The following is a 17,972-nucleotide window of genomic DNA, read 5'->3' on the forward strand; positions in this document are numbered from 1 at the left end:
ACGGCGGGGGCGGGAGGCCTGGGGGCCCGGTGGCCTGGGGCCTGGGGGCCGGGGGCCGGGGGCCGGGGGGCCGGGGGCCGGGGGTGTCAGGCCTGGCAGAGGCCGCGGGCCCAGTCGTACGTCGCGGTGGCCTGGGAGTAGCGCCACTGCGGGTCCAGCAGGTCGCTCTTGATCTGTCCGGCCGCGGCCGGGCTCTCGACGACGTACCCGAAGTCCTGGAGCCAGGAGGGGTAGAGGTTCTTGGAGCCGACGTAGAAGGCGGATCCGTCGACCGAGACCAGCTTGTGGTGCTGGGCGTAGGGCTTGCCGTCCGCCCAGGTGGGCCGGTCGGACGCGCGGAAGGTGGCCAGCTGGAGGTTCTCGCACATCGCGGTGCGCGCCCGGCCGCCGTCACCGGTCAGGGCCGCCACGCGGCCGCGCAGGGCGTCGCTGACCTCGTTGAGCGACTTGATCTGGGAGTAGCCGCCGCTGCCGATCGTGCCGCGGTTGGCCGGGTCGCTGACGACGATGCGGACCTTCACGCCGGAGACGAGCTTGGCGGCGAGGGCGTCGTAGAGGCGCACGTCGTAGCGGGGCAGGGGCGGGCAGGTGGCGTGCACGTCCTGCTGGGAGATCTCGATGTGCGAGGTCGCGCTGGAGACCAGGGCGCGCAGGGCGCTCTCCTCCGGGTTGACGGTGTCGTAGTCCCGGTCGGCGTTGGTGTTGTCGTGGACCCCGATCCCGCACTTGGTGTCGCCGGCCGTGGGCAGGACGGGGCGGAAGGAGGAGGCGGGGTCGCTCTGGCGGATGCCCACGCCGAGGCCGCCGACGGCGAGCGCGGGCACGTCCCCGCCGCCCGCCGGGGCGGCGGGCCTGGGCAGGGAGGGCATGCAGTCCGCGCCGGGCGAGGCGGCGAACCAGACCGAGGCCCAGTTGCTCCTGTTGCGGCAGGTCCAGTCCCACAGGGAGTCCAGGTAGCGGCCCGCGGAGCCCGCGGCGGGCCCGGTCAGCGCGAGGTCGACGTCGGCGACCGGGTGCGAGGTCTCCAGGTAGTCGTCCTTCCAGCTGTTGATGCCGCCGGTGATCACCGAGGTGCCGTCCACGACGACCAGCTTGGAGTGGTTCCAGGAGAACGCGGTCTTGGAGGTGGTCATCGAGGCCACGTTCAGGGTGATGGCGCCCGCGGCGGCCGGGCCCAGCTTCGCGAGCAGCTCGTCGCGGTAGGACGACGGGATCACCGTGGAGTGGTAGACGGGCGCGGCGCCCACCATGACGCGCACCTTCAGCCGGCCGCCCTTCTGCACGGCCTCCTTCAGGCCCGCGACGATCGCCTCCTGGTAGCCGCCGTTGGGGAAGGGCGCGAGCGTCGATATGTCCACCGTCTCGCGGGCGCCGGCGATGTCCTGGCGCATCTTCTCCAGGAGACGGCGCGATCCGGGCCGCTCCGCGCACGCCGGGTCGCCCCAGCAGCCGGGGGTCTGCAGCAGCCAGTCGGCGCCGCCGGGGACGGAGGAGCCGAGCCGGTTGCCGGCGGTGCGCTCCCACACCGAGCCCTCCAGGCCCGGCGAGACCTGGCGCAGGGTCTGCTCGACGGAGTCCAGGTGCGGTGTGGGGGCGTCCGCGGCGGACGCGGGGGCGGCGCCGAGGAGGGAGAGGCCGAGTGCGAGGGCCGTGGTGGGGACGAGGGCCGCCGCAGCGACGGTGCGTGCCAATGTGGTTCCTTGACTGGGGTGGGGGTGGCTCGGGCCGGGAGCGTGGCCGGCCACACCCCGACCTTGATCAACTCGCGTAAGTTACCAGCACGTAGCTCTTTGTTCACCCGCCCCGGGCGAGTTCCGGCCACCGGGAGCCGGGCCGCCCGCCGCGGGGCCGGGAGCGCCGACCGGGCCCGGGATCCGGGGAGTTGGCCGGGGAACCCCCGAATCCTCCTCGCGAACGGAGCCGCCCGGCGGCTAGGGTGGGCGACCATGACTCCCGGGACGGCATCGCGCCACACACGGATCGGTGACCCGGTGCTCCGCTGAGCGCCGTACGGGCCGGTGCGGACTCCCGGTCCGGGCGAGGAGCCCGCGCCGCCGCCCGAGCTCCGCCTCCGCCGTGTTCGACCACAGGCTCGCCACATCGGCCTTACCGACCACGACGGAGACAACTCATGCCCATCACGACCCTGTCGATCCCCACCCCTGACGGCCCGGCCGACGCTTTCGCCGCCTTCCCCGACCGCGGCGGACGGCAACGGCACCCGGGGGTGCTGATGTACCCGGACGGCTTCGGCATCCGGCCCGTACTGCGGGAGATGGCCCTCGAACTCGCCGGGCACGGGTACTACGTACTCGTCCCCAACCTCTTCCACCGGCACGGCCCGGCACCGGTGATCGACCTCCCCGAGTACATCGGGGAAGAGGCCCGGCCCGCGGTCTTCGCCCGGCTGATGCCCCTGATCGAGGCGCACACCCCCGAACGTGTCCTGAGCGATGCCGACGCCTACCTCAGGTTCCTCACCACCCGGTCCGAGGTCGGGGCCGGCCCGGTCGCGGTGACCGGCTACTGCATCGGCGGGCTCCTGGCGATGCGCACCGCCGCGGCGCACCCCGGCCTGGTGGCCGCCGTCGCCGCGTTCCACGGCCCCGTGGGCGCCGACGGGCCCGAGGACCTTCGCCGCCTCCTGTCCACGCTGACCGCCCAGGTCCACCTCGGCCACGCCGAATCCGACATGACGCCCGAGGCCCTCGGCGAGCTCGAACGGGCCCTGGACGCCGCGGGTGTCGGCCACACCTGCGAGGTCTACCCCGGCACCGTCCACGGCTTCACCATGTCCGACACCGACGCCTTCGACCCCGCCGGGCTGCAGCGCCACTGGGACCGGCTGCTGCCCCTCCTCGGCCGTACCCTGAGCGGCGGCTGAGGCACCGGGCCCGGTGCGGGGGTTGTCCGGGCGGTCTCGTAGCCTGCGGCCATGAGCACCGCCGAGCCGGAGGCCGCTGAACCGGAGGCCGTTGGGCCGGAGGCCGTTGGGCCGGAGGCCGTTGGGCCGGAGGCCGTCCCGGAAGAGGCGCCCGGGCGATACCTGCCGGTCATCGACGCGATGATCGCGCTGCCCTTCCCGGCGGCGGACTTCGCGGACGCCGCCGGCTACGGCGGCCCGGACTTCCGCGTCCGTGTGCTGCGCGCGAGCGAGGACTTCTGGGACGACGAGTACCACCGGGCCCTGAACCTGGCCGACGCGCAGATGAGCGCCGTCCTCGGCACTCTGGCCGCGGCCCTCACGGTGCGCTGGGGCGATCCGCTCACCGTGGACCTTGGGCCGTACCTGGAGGTCGGCTTCGACGGGGAGTGGGTCCCGGAGCCGGTCGGCAGCCTGTCCCAGTGCGCCTGCAGCATGCAGGTGTGGACCGTCCCGGACCGCGGCCGCTGGATCGGCCTCACCGTCGGGCAGCACGACACGGAACTCCCGCTCGAACTCATGGCCGTGGTCGCCCGCACCCCCCTGCCCGCCCCGGGCGCCGGCGTCGCGGGCTGAGCACGAAGCCGCGTATGGGCCCCCGCCGCAGGAGTACGGGCGGGGGCGCGGTCGGGGGCAGGGGTGCGCGCTCGCCGGGTCTGTACGGCCGTCCCCCGGCCGGGCCCGGCGGCCGTACTGATCCGGTATGCGCTCCTCAGGAGGCGGCCAGGGCCTCCAGGGCGGGGACCGTTTCGGCCGGGGTCGGCAGGGCCGCGTTCTCCGCGCGGAGGCGGGCGGCCGCCTCGCGCAGGGCCGGGTCGGCGGTGAGGCGGGTCAGCAGCGGGGCGTCGACGGCGTCGGAGGCGGAACGCAGGGCGGCGCCGGTGGCGGTGAGCGCGTCGGCGTTGGCGAAGTGGTCGGCGCCCTGGGGCAGCAGGAGCTGGGGCAGGCCGGCCTGCAGGGCGGTGAGCAGGGTGCCGGAGCCGCCGTGGTGGACCAGTGCGTCGGAGGCGGTCAGCAGCTCGGCGAGCGGGACCCAGGGCAGCGGGCGGACGTTGTCGGGGAGGGTGCCCAGCGGGCCGAGGTCCGCGTCGCCGACGGCGAGCAGGAACTCGGCGTCCACCGACGCGGCGGCCTCGATCAGACCGACGATGGCGCGGACGCCGTCCAGCTCGGTCAGCACGGTGCCCAGGGTGACGGCGACGCGCGGACGGCCGGCGCGCCGGAGCAGCCCGGCGGGGACGGTGCCGCCGCCGTTGTAGGGGAGGTAGCGCACGCGCAGGCCGCCCGGGTCGCCGCCGAGCGAGGCGGGGACGATGTTCAGCGCGGTGGGCTCGGCCGGGCCGGCCACCCCGTACGTCCCGTACGCCTCGGTGAAGTTGGCGGCGAGCCGGGCCACCATGTCCAGGCCGGAGGTGACACCGAAGTTGTGGACCACCGACGGGATCTTGAGCTTGGCCGCGACCAGCGGGGCCGAGGCCTGGAAGGAGTCGTAGACCAGCAGGTCGGGACGCCAGCTGTCGGCGGCCTCCAGCAGGCCGTCCACGGTGGAGCGGGAGACGAGCGCGAAGCCGTGGGCCGCCCTGTCGAGGATCTGGTCCGTGGTCAGGTCCGGTGCGACGTAGCGCACTTCTTGGTCCGTGGACTGCTCGAAGACGTCCCGGATGCTGCGGCCGTCGCCGATCTCGACGATCGGGAAACCGCTCTCGCGGAGCGGGCCGAGCGGCTGCGAGCCCGCGAACAGCACCTCGTGGCCGGCGGCACGCAAGGCCTGCGCGGTCGGGATCATCGGGAAGAGGTGACCGGCCGCGGCCGGTCCGGTGAAGAGTATGCGCACGGTTTCTCCTTGCCATCGGTCTGCCGGCCGGGGCGAGTCGTGCGGGCCCGACCCGGTTCCCTCCGGTGAACCGACGGGAACGCACGCGGCGTTCCCTCCCAAGGGGTCGATAATCGGACGTTCTGCGGTGCGGCTGTCCGGAAGAACACGACACACCCCCCGGAAGCCCTACCGGGGGCCGTGGCGGGGGGCCGTGGCGGGGGGTGCCGTGCCGGGGGGGTGCCGTGCCGGGGGGGCGGTCTGGGGGTGTGCGGCACCGGTACGATCCCGGGGCGGGCGGAGCCGTAGCGCAGAGGTCGACGCGCGCGGTCTCCAACACCGCGAGGACGCCGGTTCGATTCCGGCCGGCTCCGCCCGGCGAGTACCCCTCCCCCACGGCCCCCTTCCCTGCCAGGATGGGCCCGTGACCGGATCTCGTGCATGGACGGACCCGTGGCGGCGCAGGGACGGTTCCCTTCTGTCCCTCTGGTCGAAGGACTCGGTGCTGTCCATCGGCTCGGTGGGGTCGGTGCTCTCGATCGGCTCCGTGGGCTCGGTACTGTCGGTCGGCTCCGTGGGCTGCACACTCTCGGCCGCCTCCCTCGGCTCCTGCCTGTCCGCGCTCTCCGCCGGCTCCTGGCTCAGCACGGGCTCGCTGCTGTCCGCGCAGTCCCGCTGGTCGGTGCTGTCCTGGCGCTCACGCAACGGCTTCATGACGGCCGGCACCGCCACCGCCGTAACCGCCGCCGCCGTAACCGCCGCCGTAAGCGCCGCCGCCGGGCTCGCGCTGCACCGGGGCGGGCGCCGCGGCCGCTGAGGTGCGTACGGCGGCCCTGGCGGCCGGCGTCAGACGGCGGGCGGGGTCCAGCCGGCGGGCAGGCCGGACTGGGCGAGGACGGCGGCCAGGCTGTAGCGGTCCTCATCCGAGGCGATCCGGCAGTGACTGCCGTCCAGGCCGAGCCGGGTGGTCATCGGCACGGCGAAGGACCTGGGCGCGCCCTTGAGATGCCGGAGTAGACGGCCCGGACGGTGATGCGGTCACCGTCGAGGCGGGTGCTGCGCACGGTGACACGGACGTTGTCGATGAGGGTGCCGGCGCGGGCCTTCCACCCCGCGATCTCGGTGCGGCCGCGGAAGGTGACGCCGACGGCCCCGTCGGTGTAGGTGCCGTCGGCGGTGAACAGGGCGCCGAGCGCCCGGGGATCGGTGCCGTTCCAGGCACGGGTCCAGGCGGCGGCGATCCCCGGCACGCGCCGCCCGGTGTCCTGGGCGGCATAGGCGGTGGAGCCGGTGACGCAAAGAGCGGCGCCGGCAGTGGCGGTGGCGGTGAGCACGGTGAGGGTGCGCAGGGCGCGGGACGTCATGGCGGATGCTCCCGGGAGTGCGGATACGGGTCTCGTGCCGGCCGCCCGGGCAGGTGCGGCCTTCATGGGGCACAGACTCGTGCCCGGCGGTGTCCACTCTCCAGGCCCTGCGGGGCCGGTGACTGTCCGGCACTGCCCGCTCCTGTCCACCCGGCCCGGCGGGAGCGGGAGCGTTCCCTGCTGTTCCCGCGCCTGTACCGCGGAGCGCAGGATCGCAGGATTACAGGAAGGCCGCCGTGATCAGGTCCGGACCGTGTACGGAGCCGGACGTCCGGCCCCGGGTGGCCCGTTGCGTGCCGTCAGCCGCAAGAACCTCGCCGTACGCATGCAGAGCGGGCGGGCGCCGGTGGCGGGCTCCGGTCGCTCGAGGCCGGCGTGGAACGCCGGGCCGTGCGTCCGCGCGCCGCCGGTGACACAGCCGCAGAAGGCGCGGATGCCGTAGTGCCGGGCGCGGACGGCGCGGCGGCGGGGTCCGTCCCGCGGACGGCGGCGTTCAGGGCCGCCGTCGCCGGGAACGGCCCGCCGCGCTTCAGCGGGGCGGGGATCGCGGCGAATGTCCCCGACACGCCGTTCAAGTACCGGAGGAAGGTGTGGCACAGGACCACGCCGGATCCGCGTCAGCGGATCCGGCCGACGGCGCGGCCACGCCGGCCCGCCGACAGGTGATCGGCTCCGTCAATCCGGGCGCCGCGGCCCGCCCGGCCGCGGCGGCGGGCAGGGCGGGCGCGGCGGCGGGCAGGGCGGGCGCGGCGGCGGGCAGGGCGGGCGCGGCGGCGGGCAGGGCGGCCTGCGATGGTGACGTGGTGCCCGCGGGCGGTGCGGCGCACGCCGTCGCCGCCGTCGCCGCGGCGACGTCCAGTACGCGCGGCGGCGCGTCCCCCCCGGGCTGTCGGGGTGCGGGGGCGGGTTCGCTCGGCGATCGCGCGGCGCAGGCGGCCCCCCGGGGGGCCGGCCCTTCCTGCCAGGCGGTCATCGCGGCGGCGGACTTCCCGGGAGCTTCGGGCATCCGGCGACGACAGCCCGGACGGTGTCCCGAACGGGTGCGCCCCACCAGGGAGTTCGGCCGGCGGGGACGGCAGTCCCGCGTGATCCCGCGCACCGTCCGCAGCGCGTCCCGCCTCGCCACCACCGGGACCGGGACCGGTGGTGGCCGCCCCCACCGGCAAGGCCCCGGCGGCGCAGACCTCGGCGGGGCGGTCGTTCGGGCGGGGGTGCGGACGGGGGTGCGGGGGTGTGGTGCCCGGCGGCCGGGTGCCCTCGGTGTTCTGCGTGCGCGGGCTCCGTGCGCGGGACGCGGGCCGGGAACGCGTAACCGCCCGGAGCCCGCCGGCCGTACGCGCCCGCGGCTGCGGCCCGCGGCAACCTGCGCCCCGGCGACGTCCTGATGCTCTTCACCGACGGCCTCGTCGAGACCTCCGACCGGGAGATCAGCAAGGCGGCGGCAGCGGCGGCCGGTGCGTGCCGGGCGGTGAGTGCGGCGGGGCGGCGGAAGCGGGCGGGGGCGGTCGGGGCGGACGCGCCGTCAGGGCCGGCGGCCCGGCTCCCGCGCGGCGGCGGCGGCGTCCGCCCGCAGGGACAGGGGCGGGATCCTGCCGAGCACCACGAGCCGGTGGCGTACGGCCATGACGGCCGCCGCCGCCGCGACGATGACCACCCCGCCCAGCCGCAGGATCGCGTCGTAGACGTCCTCGGGCGGGTGCTGCGGGGTCATCGCGGAGATCGCCGCCGCCGTCCCGGCGAGGGCGATCGCGCCCAGCGTGACCAGGAACGTCAGCAGTACGCCCGAGGCCTCCCCCGCCCGCTCCGGTGCGACGACCTGCTGGGTCGCCACGCCGGAGTAGGTCCAGCCCAGCCCGAGGCCCAGGCCGCACCACGCGAACACCGGCACGTACAGCCACCACGCGCCGGCCCCGGCCAGCGCGTACATTCCGGTGCCCGCGATCGCGCCGGCGAGCGCCATGACCGCGGTCGGCCGCATGTGCCGGCCCAGGCGCGCGCCGAGCGGGCCGCTGACCGCGACCAGCAGGGCCGGGGCCAGGAACACCGTGCCCGCCAGGAGGGGCGAGAGCCCGCGTACGTCCTGGAGGTAGAGGGTGGCGAGGAAGACGGTGACGCCGTAGCCCATGTTCGCGAGCGAGCCCATCCCGGTCACCAGGACGTACGGGACGTTGTGCAGGAGCCGCAGATCGACCAGGGGGTGGCGGGCGTGCCGTTCGCGTACCGGGAACAGGGCGCCGGCCGTCACGGCCAGCGCGAAGCACAGGAGGGTACGGGCGCTCCCCCAGCCCCAGGCGTCCCCGCGTTCGACGGCCAGGGTGAGCGCGGCCAGCGAGCACACGATCAGGGCGCAGCCGGCAAGGTCGAGCCGGCGGGGTGCCGAGGTGTCGCGCGAGTCGGGTACGTACACCAGGGCGGTCAGGAGCGAGAGCAGGCTCAGCGGTGCCATCAGCCAGAAGATCCAGCGCCAGCCGGGGCCTTCGGTGAACCCGCCGCCCACGAAGGGCCCGAGCGCGGTCCCGATGTTCGCGACGCCGAACACCGCGCCGAGGGCTGCGGCACGGGACTCGGCGGGGAAGGTGTTGGTGATCACGGACACGGACACCGGGAAGACGAACGCCGCGCCCACCCCCTGCACGATCCGGGCGGCCACCAGCGGGCCCAGGCCCGGTGCCAGCGCGCAGCCCGCGGAACCGGCCGCGAACAGGGCGATCCCGGCGAGCAGACTGCCGCGCCGGCCGAAGACGTCTCCCACCCGGCCGCCGATGATGAAGAAGCAGCCGATGGCGAGCATGTAGGCGGACAGGGTCCACTGCGCGGCCGAGACGGTGACGCCGAGTTCCGCCGCGATCTCGGGGATGGCGAGGTTGAGGGCGAAGAAGTCGAGCTGGATACAGAACAGCGCGACGGCGACCGCGGCGAAGGCCCCCGCCCTCCTTGCGGCCGGTGACGTCTCAGCGCGCATGAACGCGTTCCTCTCAGCCGGCGCGAGCCGGGGGGGCACCGCCGCGGAACGGCCACGCGCATGCCCCGGTCCCATTGTGGGACCGCCCGCCACCCAGCGCAGTCCAACCGGGACCGGGGACGCGGTACAGGACCGGGGGCGCGGTGCGGGACCGGGGACGCGGTGCGGGACCGGGGACGCGGTGCGCCGGGCGCGGGGCGGACCGCCTCCACCGCGTCACGGGACATGCCGGCCGGTCGCACCGCACCGTCCCCCGGCCCGTGTTTCGGCGGCGGAGGACCATCCGCCGAACGCGCCGGCCCGCACCACGCCCTCGCCGTCCGCCGCCGGGCCGAACACCCTGCGCCATCCCTGCGTGTGCGTGACCGGCGACGCGACGGATCCGCGGACACCCCCGTACGCGGTCCCGGTTCCCGCGGCGTGATGCCGTGCACGAAGACCACGCCGTGCCGCCGGCCGTCCTCCCGGCCCGCACACCACCGGATGCCGGATGCCGTTTCCGCCCGGCACGCCCGGTGCCGCCGCCCGGTGCCGGCCGGCGATCACACCGGCCGGCGGGTGCGGCAGGGCCGCGTCGGCCGGGCTCCGTCCCGGTGACCGCCCGCCTCGCCGGACCTTGGGGAAGACGGCGGTGGCCGCGGACGCGACGACGCCCGGCCGGGGTGTCCGGGCCGGGCGTCGTCGTATGCGTGCTGTGCTGTGCTGTCCGCTGGTGGCGGCTTAGTACCAGTGGTTGGCGGACCAGAAGTTCCAGGCGCCGACCGGGCTGCCGTAGCGGTCGTTCATGTAGTCCAGGCCCCACTTGATCTGGGTGGCCGGGTTGGTCTTCCAGTCCGCACCCGCGGAGGCCATCTTCGAGGCCGGCAGGGCCTGGGCCAGGCCGTAGGCACCGGAAGAGGCGTTGGTCGCGGTGTAGTCCCAGCCGCTCTCGTGGGAGATGATCTTGTCGAACGCGGCGAACTGGGCCGGGTCCTTGATCATCTGCTGCGCGATCGCCTTGGCGCTCACCGGGGCCGCCTGGGCGGGAACGGTGGCGAGCATGGAGCCGGCGACGCCCAGGGCGACGACGGAGCCCGCGAGGGCCTTCTTGGAAGCGGCGATGCGGCGGATGACGGTGTTGGACACGGATTGACCTTCCACAGGGAAACAAGGGCGGTCGCAGGCATGCCGAAGACATGCGTGAGCCACTCACGCGGTGGAGAGGGGTTCGTCGGCGGCGGGTGAAGTACCCCTGCCGCCTGGCGACTCATCCAGTTCTACAGACGGCCCGACCCCCTGGCAACGACCCTGGTTACTAAGCGCCCTCGCAGCCGGACACCAGCCGCCCCCCGCCGGTGCCGGAGGGATCCGTGCAGGTGGAGGCCACCACCAGGGGCCGGTACAGGACCTGCAGGGGCTACTACCCCGGCTCGTATGTGACGTGGGCCCTATGGGGCGGGTCACCCCCCAGACGCCCGGATCTCACCGGCTGTCACCAGCCGTACCCCCTTCCGGGACCGCCGGCCGCCGGCCGGAACCGCCCCAGAGGCCGGGAAAGCCGCCGGCCCAGGACCGGAACCGCCCCGCAGGCCGGGAAAAGGGGGCGGGCCGCAGGCCCGGCACGGCCGGAGCGGGCCGTGCCCGTACCCGGCACGGCCGCAGGGGCAGTGCACCGCCCGGAACGGGCCGGAGAGTCCGGCCCGGTACGGCCGTACCGCGCCGGGCCCCTCCCCCGTCACGGTCCGCCCGCCCCGCCCCGCCCGTCCGCGTCCGTCCGGGTCCGTCCGGGTCCGTCCGGGTCCGTCCGGGTCCGTCCGGGTCCGTCCGCGTCCATGTGGGCGAAACCGTGGGCGAAACGCTGCCCGCCATGCCTGCGGGGGGCCATGGTCTCCTCACCGACACCGGCCCGGAGAAGGGAACGAGACATTGCTGCTGAGGCGTACGGGAACGGTCCTGGGCGCGGCCGCGCTGGGCGTGCTGACCGTGCTGGCGGTCCCGGCCGGCGCCCGCGCCCCGGCGGTCGCCTGCGGCGGGGGCACCTCCACCGGCCGGGTGGCCGTCAACGGCTGCATCAGCGCCGAGCGGGGATCGGCCGGCCGGTTCCCCACACGGGAGATCACGGCGCACATCAGGGCACGCAACACCGGAACGAGGGGGGTGGACGTCTCCTACGAGGCGTTCTTCCGTGTCGTCGACGGCGGCCACTGGGAGAAAGTGGGCAGCGGCCGCACCCATGTGCGGGCGGGCGAGTCCGTGGGCCCCCTCGAGGTGGGGAGCACTACACGGGTGTGCGGCCCGGTGAAGGTGGAGATCCGGGTCCACGCCCGGGCCGCCGGCGCCGCCTGGAGCGGCTGGTCCCCCGCGGCAACAAAGCAATGCCAGACCTGAGCCCCCCCACCCCCCAAAGCCACCGCCCAAAACCACAAGCCCAGCCCATCGACCATCGACCATCGACCGTGGACCGTGGCCAGCCGGCCATGGGCGGTAGGCGATCGGCCCTGGCTCGCCCGCATTGAGCCGCCCGCCGCGGCCGTCGGCCATGTCCGGTGGCCGTGGGCCGTGGCCCGTCGGGCCTGGCCGGGTAGGCCGTGGCCCGTCGGGCCTGGCCGGGTAGGCCGTGGCCGGGTAGGCCGTGACCGGTAGGTGGCGGCCGGCGGGTGGTGGGCCGCAAGCCCGTCGGCCGTGGGACGTGGCCGGGCCACGGACCGTGGGCGGTAGGCCGTGGGCCGTCGGGCGTGGCCGGTGGCCCGTCGGGCGTGGGCCGTCGGGCGTGGCCGGTGGCCCGTCGGGCGTGGGCCGCAGCCCGTCGGCCGTCGGCCGTGACCGGTGGGTGGTGGGCCGCAGCCCGTCGGCCGTGGGACGTGGCCGGGCCACGGACCGTGGGCGGTAGGCCGTGGGCCCTGGACGGCGGGTGGTAGGCCCCGCAGGCCGTGAACGGCAGACGGCAGGCGGTAGGTGGTGGGCCGTGGCTCGCCCGCATTGGCCGCCCGCCGCGGCCGTCGGCCATGGCCGGTGGGCGGTAGGCCCTGGACGGTGGGTGGTGGGCCCTGCATGCCGTGAACGGCAGACGGTAGGCGGTGGGCCGTCGGCGTGGGCGGTGAACCGTGGACGGTGACCCATCGGCCGGCGGGGCGGGGGGCCGTGGTGGGGCGGTGGTTGCTGTCCGCCGTGGTGTCAGGGGGACGGCGGCGTCCAGGCCGGATCGCGGCCGCTCAGGCCGATGGCCCGCTCCAGCAGCGGGGCGCCCTCCGGCACGGACACGACCGCACCGAAGATGCCCCCGCCGCGGCCCGCGTCCTGCGCAGCCTCCCGCAGGAACCCGTACGAAGCACGCAGCGCGGCCGGGTCGGGGACGTACTCCAGGCCGGTGGCCCGGGCCAGATCCCATCCGTGGACCACCAGCTCGTCGGCGGCCACCACGGCAGCGACGGACCCGGGCAGGTCCACACCGCCCGCACGGGTCATGCCGCTCCAGGCCGCCGGGTCCCGCCAGGCCTCGGCCAGCTCACCCAGGACCCCGGGCAGCTCCTCACGCCAGCACGCAGGCAGGACCGGCACGGCCGTGCCGGGCGGCGTGCCGGTCCGGGCGGTGATCACCGCCCGCGAGTCCACCAGCGGCCGAACGACGGGGAGCGGGGCGACGTCCTCGCCCGAGGCCGCAGCGGCTGTGGTCCGGCACGTCCGGGTCAGGATGCGGCGGGCGTGTAGTGGTCGGCGTACGACCGGAGGCGGGGAGGGAGCGGGCTGTCGGCGCCTGCGGAGTTCGCCTGCATCCACAGCTCGTTCTCCACGACGAAGCGGTACGCGAACTCCTCGAAGGTGTCGGCGCACCGCACCAGCGAGGAGGCCACCGCAGCTCGGACCTCCTCAGCCGGCTCCCCCTCCGCCCACCAGCCGGCGGACTCCAGTTCCACATGCGAGAAGACCACGAACGCCTCGCCGGACGGCCGCAGGTACAGATACCAGATGACGCAGTCCTGCTGGTCGCGCAGGAACCGTACGAGACGGGCGCCCTCCTCGACCGGGCTGTGCAGCGGACCGGAGAGGTGGCTCCAGCACGCTGTCACCGAGACCTCGTCGAAGACGCGGCAGAGGTGCTCGCTACCGTAGAAGGCGGCGAAGCCCTCGGGGAGCGCCAGTCCGGCCTCGGCCAGTTCCTGCTCCGTGGCCGCGAGATGCTCCGTGTGCCCGGATCGCGGCCCGCCCGCCCCGTCCAGCCAGTCGAACCCGTCATCCAGGTGCACGGCCTCCAGAGGCGGCAGGCTTTCCACGGGGTACACCTCGTAGGTGGAAGCGCACGGCCGCAAGCTCCCCAGGTCCGTGGCGCACCAGCCGGTGGGGAAAGGGACGGCCGCGACGTCGACTGCGGGTTGGGAGATGGAAGCGGACATGGAGAACCCTTCAGACTGTGCTTGGTTCAGCGGTATGCCCTCATCCTCGCGCCCACCACTGACAACGGCTGGCTTCGGCGCCCGGACCTGCGTGCCTCTGGCGCCACGGCTGCCGTGACGTCCGTGACGCTGAGCCTCCTAGTTGCGGGGCGGTTACCGTTACAGGCTCCATGGACGCCGGTTCGCACTGCTCAGGGCGGGGAGGGGCGGTATCTGCGGCCGGTTACCGGTAACCGTGTGGATCCTTGCCTGGTGTGACGTTCCGATGTCGCTGACCGTTTCGATCTGCTGCCGTCGCCCGCTGGCAGCCGCATGGAAGAAGCCACCCGGCCGCGCGCCGGTGGCCTCTTTGTCTCTCGGCTGTAGGGGCGCAGCGTCCGCAGAGCCTCCACCCCAGGGACGACTTTGGCCTGCGGTGATGCTCTTAACCGGGGGCGGGGGCTGCGGACGCTGCGGACACTGTCGGATGCTGGCCACTTCGCTTAGTGTCCGCACGATCGATGCAGGTCAGAGGGGGGTGATGGCGCCCGGCGGACACTGTGTGAGCTGGTCGTCTCCCGCGCCCCCTTGGAAGGCACCGCTCTCCCCCGTGGCCGGTCTACTGGCAGCGGGCGGGTTGTTCGCCGGTCCGGGGCCGTCGCGCACGCCGGTGCCGCGGCGTCCCCGAAGACACGCCGCGGCACAGGCCGACGCTGGGGGGCTCGGGCCTAACTCAGGTAGAAGACGTCGAACCTTCCGTCGGGCCGGGGGGCGATGGTCGCCTCGCCCGCGCCCTGGGGCGGGTTGATGTTGAGGAAGTGCGCTGCGAGCTCCGCGTTCGGCTGGATGCTGACCTGCCAGGTCTTCGTCCCCGCGTCGCCCGCCATCGCCAACGACTTCTTGAGCTCCGCGTCAGCGGCGCTGATCTGGGTCATGGCCTGCTCCTTCGCATGGTGGCCGAGAGCGCCGCCCCGACCGGGCGGCAGCTGGAAGCTAGCACCGGAATCGGCCGAAAGCGCGGCGCACAAGCGGCGGCCAGGTGGCGTTCCGCCGGGCGGCCTACAGCGGGGACGGGCCGGGCGCGCGGGCCCGCCGCCGGCCTCCGCCCGCACGCGCCCCGCCCGTGGTCGATCCGCCCTCGCCACCGTGGACCGGATGCTGACCGCCCAGCAGGACGCCGCCGACCAGGTCGGCCTGCGAGCCATCGGCCGCCGGGTGTGGGGGTAGCGGGGCCGGCCCCTCTCCTCGGCCGCCGGCCCGCACTGGCTCCAAGTGGTCCGCGCCGAGGCCGGCACCGAGGGCTACGCCTACCGGGCCGAGCTGTACGCCTTCGCCCCCAACCCGATCGTCTCCCGCGCCCCGTCCTCGACGAGGACCCGGGCCTCCCCGAGCGGTGGTGGAAGGAGATGGCGGCCGCCCTGGACGCCCTCGCTGACGTCCCGCCACCGGCGGACCGCGAGGCCGTACACGAGGAGTGCAACGAGCCTCAGTTCAGCCGGGGTGAAGCTCCAGCCACCAGGGGCACCACCGGACTCCGGAGGCGTCTGAACGGCAGCAACAGCGGATCCACTCCGTCTCACCGCCCGACTGTCATTACGTTCTGCGATCTTTGGCCTCAGTCGCAGAAGGTGCGCCCACGCGATGCGGAGGGCCGACAGTCGGCGAGTACCCATCTCACCCTGAGCAAAGCAGAGCGCTCTTCGGACGGATGCTGTGGTGCGGCAACAGCTCACGGAATTGATCAGCCGAGAAATCGGGCCAGTCCTGAGTCGGGTGGCGCTCAAGTGAACAAAGGGGATGGCTTCCAGGCCATCCCCCTGCTGTTCGAGGCTCCTTCTCCTGACAACACAGACAACTGGGCTGAAATCTACGCCATGGTATGGGATTCTATTGCAATGATTCCTCGCAGGACTCTAGCTTTTGTGATCTTAGCGATGGCCCTGCTGTCAGCGCTTCTGGTCTTGGTGTTCAGACTCATCGACAACCGCGCACAAGCCTTCAGCGCGGCGTCGGTGCTGATTTCCGGAATCGCCCTGACCGGCGTTGTGGTCTCGCTCACGTTTCAAGCGCAGCAGACAAAGGCTGCCAGAGATGAACGGGACAGGTCTACCCATAGGCAGATGATCTATCTAACGATGGGAGATCGGGCCCTGGCGGAATGCCTGGAACCGCCAAACACTCCAATGCCATTCGAGCGGTATCGGCAGATCATTTTCGCCAATCTGATCATGGGTAGATGGTATGCCGCGTATCAACTGGGAGACGTGGATGATTCCATGCTCAGGTATACGCTTGAGCGGCATTTTCGCGGCGAGATAGGAAGAGCGCATTGGGAATATGGCGGACACGACTGGCTTCGCGGCGCCATAGGAGGGCGGAGGCGAAGAGCTGCGGCGTTCGCCGACCTAGTCGAGGAGAGCTACCAAGCCGCTGTCAACGCAGGACCTGCAGTGCCAGCAGCTGACTACTTCACCGACGCGGGCACCGACCTTGGACCCCCAGAGCTCACAACAGATGACAGTCGGTCGGAATGAGGCATCACGAGCCCTGTCGGCGAACTGGGCGGTCACAGCTGTTCGCCCGGCATCACCGTATCTGCCTGGTAAACCGAGCATGCCTCTTCCTGAGCGTGGGACGGCAGGACTGAACCAGCACGGGCCCCTGAAACAGGTAGCCGCGTCCCAGACATCACCAACATGCCTGAACACCCGTCGGATGGCCGTCAGGCAGTTGCTGAACTCCGGCATGGCTCACGTGCCAGATGACGTTGCGGTGGAACCGGTCGGCGACCTGCAGAGCGTCTGGGGCACCGTCGTGCTCCCTCGGCATAGGCGCTGGCCCGGTCCCGGCAGATGACCTCCACGCCGGGGTGGCGAATCAGCCAGGCGGCCAGCGGCCCGGCCTCTCGGGTAGGGAGCACGTCGACCACGCGATGGTCTTCGACGATGGTCAAGATCGTGGAGTAGGTCTGGCCGCGGCGGATAGCGAAGTCGTCCACGCCCAGCACGCACGGAGTGCCGAACTGAGGATCGGGCAATGCCATGACCCTCCGTAACAAGGTCATCCGGCCGGCTCCAAGCCCAGCTGGGCTGCCAGCTGCGAGAACGGCTCGGCGAACGTCGGCGCGGGCAGTCCGCCGACCCGCAGATGAAGTGCCGAACCGTCAGCAGGATCACAAAGCCCTGTTCAGCGAGCGGAAGGTCATTCAGCCTGCGCTGGTATCGCGTGATGGGCCCGGAGCACCTCCACACCCTGGGCACCCGCATGGGCCTGGCGCGTTGGCGTACGGCGGCGGGCGAACCGGCCCGCGCGGCGACCGAACTCACCGAGCTGCTGGCCGACGAGGAGGAACTCCTCGGCCCGAACCAGCCCGCCCTCCCGGCCACCCGCGCCGCCCTCGCGGACGCCTTGGACGCGGCCCCCAGGACACCACCTGACCTGCGGGGCAGCCGCGCTGCGCCCGGTCAGAGGGTGTCGAACGAGTCGCGTGCGGTGAAGTGGTAGAGCCCGACCCTCGGCTTGGCGACGGTACCCGTGGTGGCGAGCGGCAGGCTGACGCCGTCGGCGTTCGGCATGTGGCTCGGGTCGGCCAGGATGTTGATCTCGTCGGCCACGGGACCGCCGCCGCCCGAGGGGTTGAGGTCCACCGCCGCGTACGTGGTCGCCCCGGGCCGCACCGGGTGCGCCGGCGCGCCGCCCAGACCCTCGGGCGGCGTGGCCTGGATGCCGAGGGCGGAGCCTTTGGCACTGAAGCCGACGGCGGGGTGGAAGTCGAGGCCGCACGTGGTGGAACCGTTGTTGGTCACCGTGACGACCCGGACGGTCGCCGGGAAGCCCTGCGGCGAGGTGACCTTGACGGTGAGGTTGCTGGCGGAACAGGGGTGGGTGTAGGCGTAGGCGTCCTCGGTGGTCGCGTCGGCGCTGTACGTCGCCTTCCCGTTGCCGTCGGGGCCCGTTGGCGTCGGGCCGGCGGCGCCCGCCGGATCGCCGGTGCCGCTCGGACCGGCCGCCGTCGGAGTCGCCGACGCCGTACCGGAAGCGGCCGGGGTGCCGGAAGCCGCCGACGTGCCCGTGCCGGCCGTTGGCGCCTTGAGATCCCCGTCCGTGCCGCCCCCGCAGCCGGTCAGTGCCAGGACGAACCCGACGGCGGTGGCAAGGGCCGCGGCACGGCTTGGGTGGATGCGCATGGTGTCCCCGTTTCTTACGTTCGGACGGAAGCTGCCCGAACGGCAAACAGTATGATCTAGGCGGTCCGGTGGGCGGGGAGCGACACCGTACGCCCGGCGCCCCCGGGCGACCAACGGCCCACCGAACCGACCGCAGGGCCAATTCCCGGACCGACCGTCGGACGAATCACCGTACCGACCTCCGCACCACCCTCCGGGCAAAGCGACTTCGGCAAACCCAAGGCACTGAGGTGCCCCGCGCTCACCTCCACTGCAGAGCACCCGCCGTCGATGTCTCCGGTGGTACACCCGATGTGTCTGCTGCTTGACGACTACCTCCGTACTCAGCGGACCGAGCGCCTCAGCCTGGCCACACGAGACGGGTGACAGCCGAC

At 73.6% G+C, this 17,972-nt stretch carries 19 protein-coding genes and 1 tRNA gene; 7 read left to right on the plus strand and 13 right to left on the minus strand.

The annotated features are described in order from the left end of the window. Window positions 1-86: 86 nt before the first annotated feature. Window positions 87-1,691: a phospholipase D-like domain-containing protein gene (locus JYK04_RS00965; protein WP_189746937.1), complete on the minus strand. Its 1,605-nt coding sequence runs from the start codon at window positions 1,689-1,691 to the stop codon at window positions 87-89. Window positions 1,692-2,131: 440 nt separating this feature from the next. Here JYK04_RS00965 and JYK04_RS00970 point away from each other — a divergent pair, with 440 nt between their 5' ends. Both JYK04_RS00970 and JYK04_RS00975 read left to right on the plus strand, forming a co-directional pair. Then, a complete protein-coding gene (locus JYK04_RS00970; protein ID WP_189746935.1) occupies window positions 2,132-2,884 on the plus strand; it encodes a dienelactone hydrolase family protein in 753 nt (250 codons plus the stop codon). A gap of 51 nt (window positions 2,885-2,935) precedes the next feature. Beyond that, window positions 2,936-3,499, plus strand: coding sequence for a hypothetical protein (locus JYK04_RS00975; RefSeq protein WP_189746933.1), 564 nt, complete (start codon window positions 2,936-2,938; stop codon window positions 3,497-3,499). 136 nt (window positions 3,500-3,635) lie between these two features. Here JYK04_RS00975 and JYK04_RS00980 read toward each other — a convergent pair whose 3' ends face one another. Beyond that, window positions 3,636-4,757: a glycosyltransferase gene (locus JYK04_RS00980; RefSeq protein ID WP_189746931.1), complete on the minus strand. Its 1,122-nt coding sequence runs from the start codon at window positions 4,755-4,757 to the stop codon at window positions 3,636-3,638. Window positions 4,758-5,035: 278 nt separating this feature from the next. Between JYK04_RS00980 and JYK04_RS00985 the strand changes: the two genes are divergently transcribed. Beyond that, a tRNA-Trp gene (locus JYK04_RS00985) sits at window positions 5,036-5,110 on the plus strand. Between the two features lie 50 nt (window positions 5,111-5,160). Then, complete coding sequence (locus JYK04_RS00990; protein WP_229876862.1) at window positions 5,161-5,553, plus strand: hypothetical protein; 393 nt, start codon at window positions 5,161-5,163, stop codon at window positions 5,551-5,553. Window positions 5,554-5,582: 29 nt separating this feature from the next. Here the strand turns inward: JYK04_RS00990 and JYK04_RS41820 are convergent, their stop codons facing one another. The 5 genes from JYK04_RS41820 to JYK04_RS01010 all read right to left on the minus strand — a co-directional run bounded on the left by JYK04_RS41820 (window position 5,583) and on the right by JYK04_RS01010 (window position 10,187). After that, a complete protein-coding gene (locus JYK04_RS41820; RefSeq protein ID WP_268254181.1) occupies window positions 5,583-5,714 on the minus strand; it encodes a hypothetical protein in 132 nt (43 codons plus the stop codon). Continuing rightward, window positions 5,705-6,100: a nuclear transport factor 2 family protein gene (locus tag JYK04_RS00995; RefSeq protein WP_189746929.1), complete on the minus strand. Its 396-nt coding sequence runs from the start codon at window positions 6,098-6,100 to the stop codon at window positions 5,705-5,707. Before JYK04_RS00995 ends, JYK04_RS41820 begins: the two co-directional genes overlap by 10 nt. Window positions 6,101-6,671: 571 nt before the next feature. After that, entirely contained in the window at window positions 6,672-7,106 is a 435-nt protein-coding gene (locus tag JYK04_RS01000; RefSeq protein WP_189746927.1) for a hypothetical protein, read from the minus strand. A gap of 516 nt (window positions 7,107-7,622) precedes the next feature. Next, window positions 7,623-9,062: an MFS transporter gene (locus JYK04_RS01005; protein WP_189746925.1), complete on the minus strand. Its 1,440-nt coding sequence runs from the start codon at window positions 9,060-9,062 to the stop codon at window positions 7,623-7,625. Window positions 9,063-9,782: 720 nt separating this feature from the next. Continuing rightward, window positions 9,783-10,187, minus strand: coding sequence for an aggregation-promoting factor C-terminal-like domain-containing protein (locus tag JYK04_RS01010; RefSeq protein WP_202186001.1), 405 nt, complete (start codon window positions 10,185-10,187; stop codon window positions 9,783-9,785). Between the two features lie 780 nt (window positions 10,188-10,967). Here JYK04_RS01010 and JYK04_RS01015 point away from each other — a divergent pair. After that, window positions 10,968-11,429 carry a hypothetical protein gene (locus JYK04_RS01015; RefSeq protein WP_229876818.1) on the plus strand — a complete coding sequence of 154 codons (462 nt, stop codon included), beginning with the start codon at window positions 10,968-10,970 and terminating at the stop codon, window positions 11,427-11,429. Between the two features lie 786 nt (window positions 11,430-12,215). Here the strand turns inward: JYK04_RS01015 and JYK04_RS01020 are convergent. The 4 genes from JYK04_RS01020 to JYK04_RS01035 all read right to left on the minus strand — a co-directional run bounded on the left by JYK04_RS01020 (window position 12,216) and on the right by JYK04_RS01035 (window position 14,880). Further along, complete coding sequence (locus JYK04_RS01020) at window positions 12,216-12,818, minus strand: TIGR03086 family metal-binding protein (RefSeq protein WP_229876978.1); 603 nt, start codon at window positions 12,816-12,818, stop codon at window positions 12,216-12,218. Beyond that, a complete protein-coding gene (locus JYK04_RS01025) occupies window positions 12,728-13,312 on the minus strand; it encodes a hypothetical protein (RefSeq protein WP_229876979.1) in 585 nt (194 codons plus the stop codon). The genes JYK04_RS01020 and JYK04_RS01025 overlap by 91 nt, the downstream gene beginning before the upstream one ends. Before the next feature lie 827 nt (window positions 13,313-14,139). Then, window positions 14,140-14,346 (minus strand): hypothetical protein, encoded by a 207-nt coding sequence (locus tag JYK04_RS01030; RefSeq protein WP_189748584.1) that lies wholly within the window; start codon window positions 14,344-14,346, stop codon window positions 14,140-14,142. Window positions 14,347-14,718: 372 nt separating this feature from the next. After that, window positions 14,719-14,880, minus strand: a complete 162-nt coding sequence (locus tag JYK04_RS01035; RefSeq protein ID WP_189748587.1) for a hypothetical protein — start codon at window positions 14,878-14,880, stop codon at window positions 14,719-14,721. Between the two features lie 315 nt (window positions 14,881-15,195). Here JYK04_RS01035 and JYK04_RS01040 point away from each other — a divergent pair, with 315 nt between their 5' ends. Continuing rightward, window positions 15,196-15,945, plus strand: coding sequence for a DUF6082 family protein (locus JYK04_RS01040; RefSeq protein ID WP_189748590.1), 750 nt, complete (start codon window positions 15,196-15,198; stop codon window positions 15,943-15,945). Window positions 15,946-16,133: 188 nt separating this feature from the next. Here JYK04_RS01040 and JYK04_RS40905 read toward each other — a convergent pair whose 3' ends face one another. Next, window positions 16,134-16,475 (minus strand): transposase, encoded by a 342-nt coding sequence (locus JYK04_RS40905; protein WP_308431154.1) that lies wholly within the window; start codon window positions 16,473-16,475, stop codon window positions 16,134-16,136. A 164-nt stretch (window positions 16,476-16,639) separates the two neighbouring features. Between JYK04_RS40905 and JYK04_RS01050 the strand changes: the two genes are divergently transcribed. Further along, entirely contained in the window at window positions 16,640-16,915 is a 276-nt protein-coding gene (locus tag JYK04_RS01050; RefSeq protein ID WP_189748601.1) for a hypothetical protein, read from the plus strand. On the opposite strand, the gene JYK04_RS01055 is transcribed toward JYK04_RS01050, so the two are convergent. Continuing rightward, window positions 16,876-17,598: a DUF4232 domain-containing protein gene (locus JYK04_RS01055; protein WP_189748593.1), complete on the minus strand. Its 723-nt coding sequence runs from the start codon at window positions 17,596-17,598 to the stop codon at window positions 16,876-16,878. The genes JYK04_RS01050 and JYK04_RS01055 overlap by 40 nt on opposite strands. Window positions 17,599-17,972 lie beyond the last annotated feature (374 nt).

Source organism: Streptomyces nojiriensis, assembly GCF_017639205.1.
Taxonomy (GTDB): Bacteria; Actinomycetota; Actinomycetes; order Streptomycetales; family Streptomycetaceae; genus Streptomyces; species Streptomyces nojiriensis.

Coding starts and splice junctions, on each gene's coding strand:
- JYK04_RS00975 (WP_189746933.1), top strand. CDS start 2,936: ATGAGCACCGCCGAGCCGGAGGCCGCTGAACCGGAGGCCGTTGGGCCG.
- JYK04_RS01005 (WP_189746925.1), bottom strand. CDS start 9,062: ATGCGCGCTGAGACGTCACCGGCCGCAAGGAGGGCGGGGGCCTTCGCC.
- JYK04_RS01000 (WP_189746927.1), bottom strand. CDS start 7,106: ATGCCCGAAGCTCCCGGGAAGTCCGCCGCCGCGATGACCGCCTGGCAG.
- JYK04_RS01030 (WP_189748584.1), bottom strand. CDS start 14,346: ATGACCCAGATCAGCGCCGCTGACGCGGAGCTCAAGAAGTCGTTGGCG.
- JYK04_RS01055 (WP_189748593.1), bottom strand. CDS start 17,598: ATGCGCATCCACCCAAGCCGTGCCGCGGCCCTTGCCACCGCCGTCGGG.
- JYK04_RS00970 (WP_189746935.1), top strand. CDS start 2,132: ATGCCCATCACGACCCTGTCGATCCCCACCCCTGACGGCCCGGCCGAC.
- JYK04_RS40905 (WP_308431154.1), bottom strand. CDS start 16,475: ATGACCTTGTTACGGAGGGTCATGGCATTGCCCGATCCTCAGTTCGGC.
- JYK04_RS01050 (WP_189748601.1), top strand. CDS start 16,640: ATGGGCCCGGAGCACCTCCACACCCTGGGCACCCGCATGGGCCTGGCG.
- JYK04_RS00995 (WP_189746929.1), bottom strand. CDS start 6,100: ATGACGTCCCGCGCCCTGCGCACCCTCACCGTGCTCACCGCCACCGCC.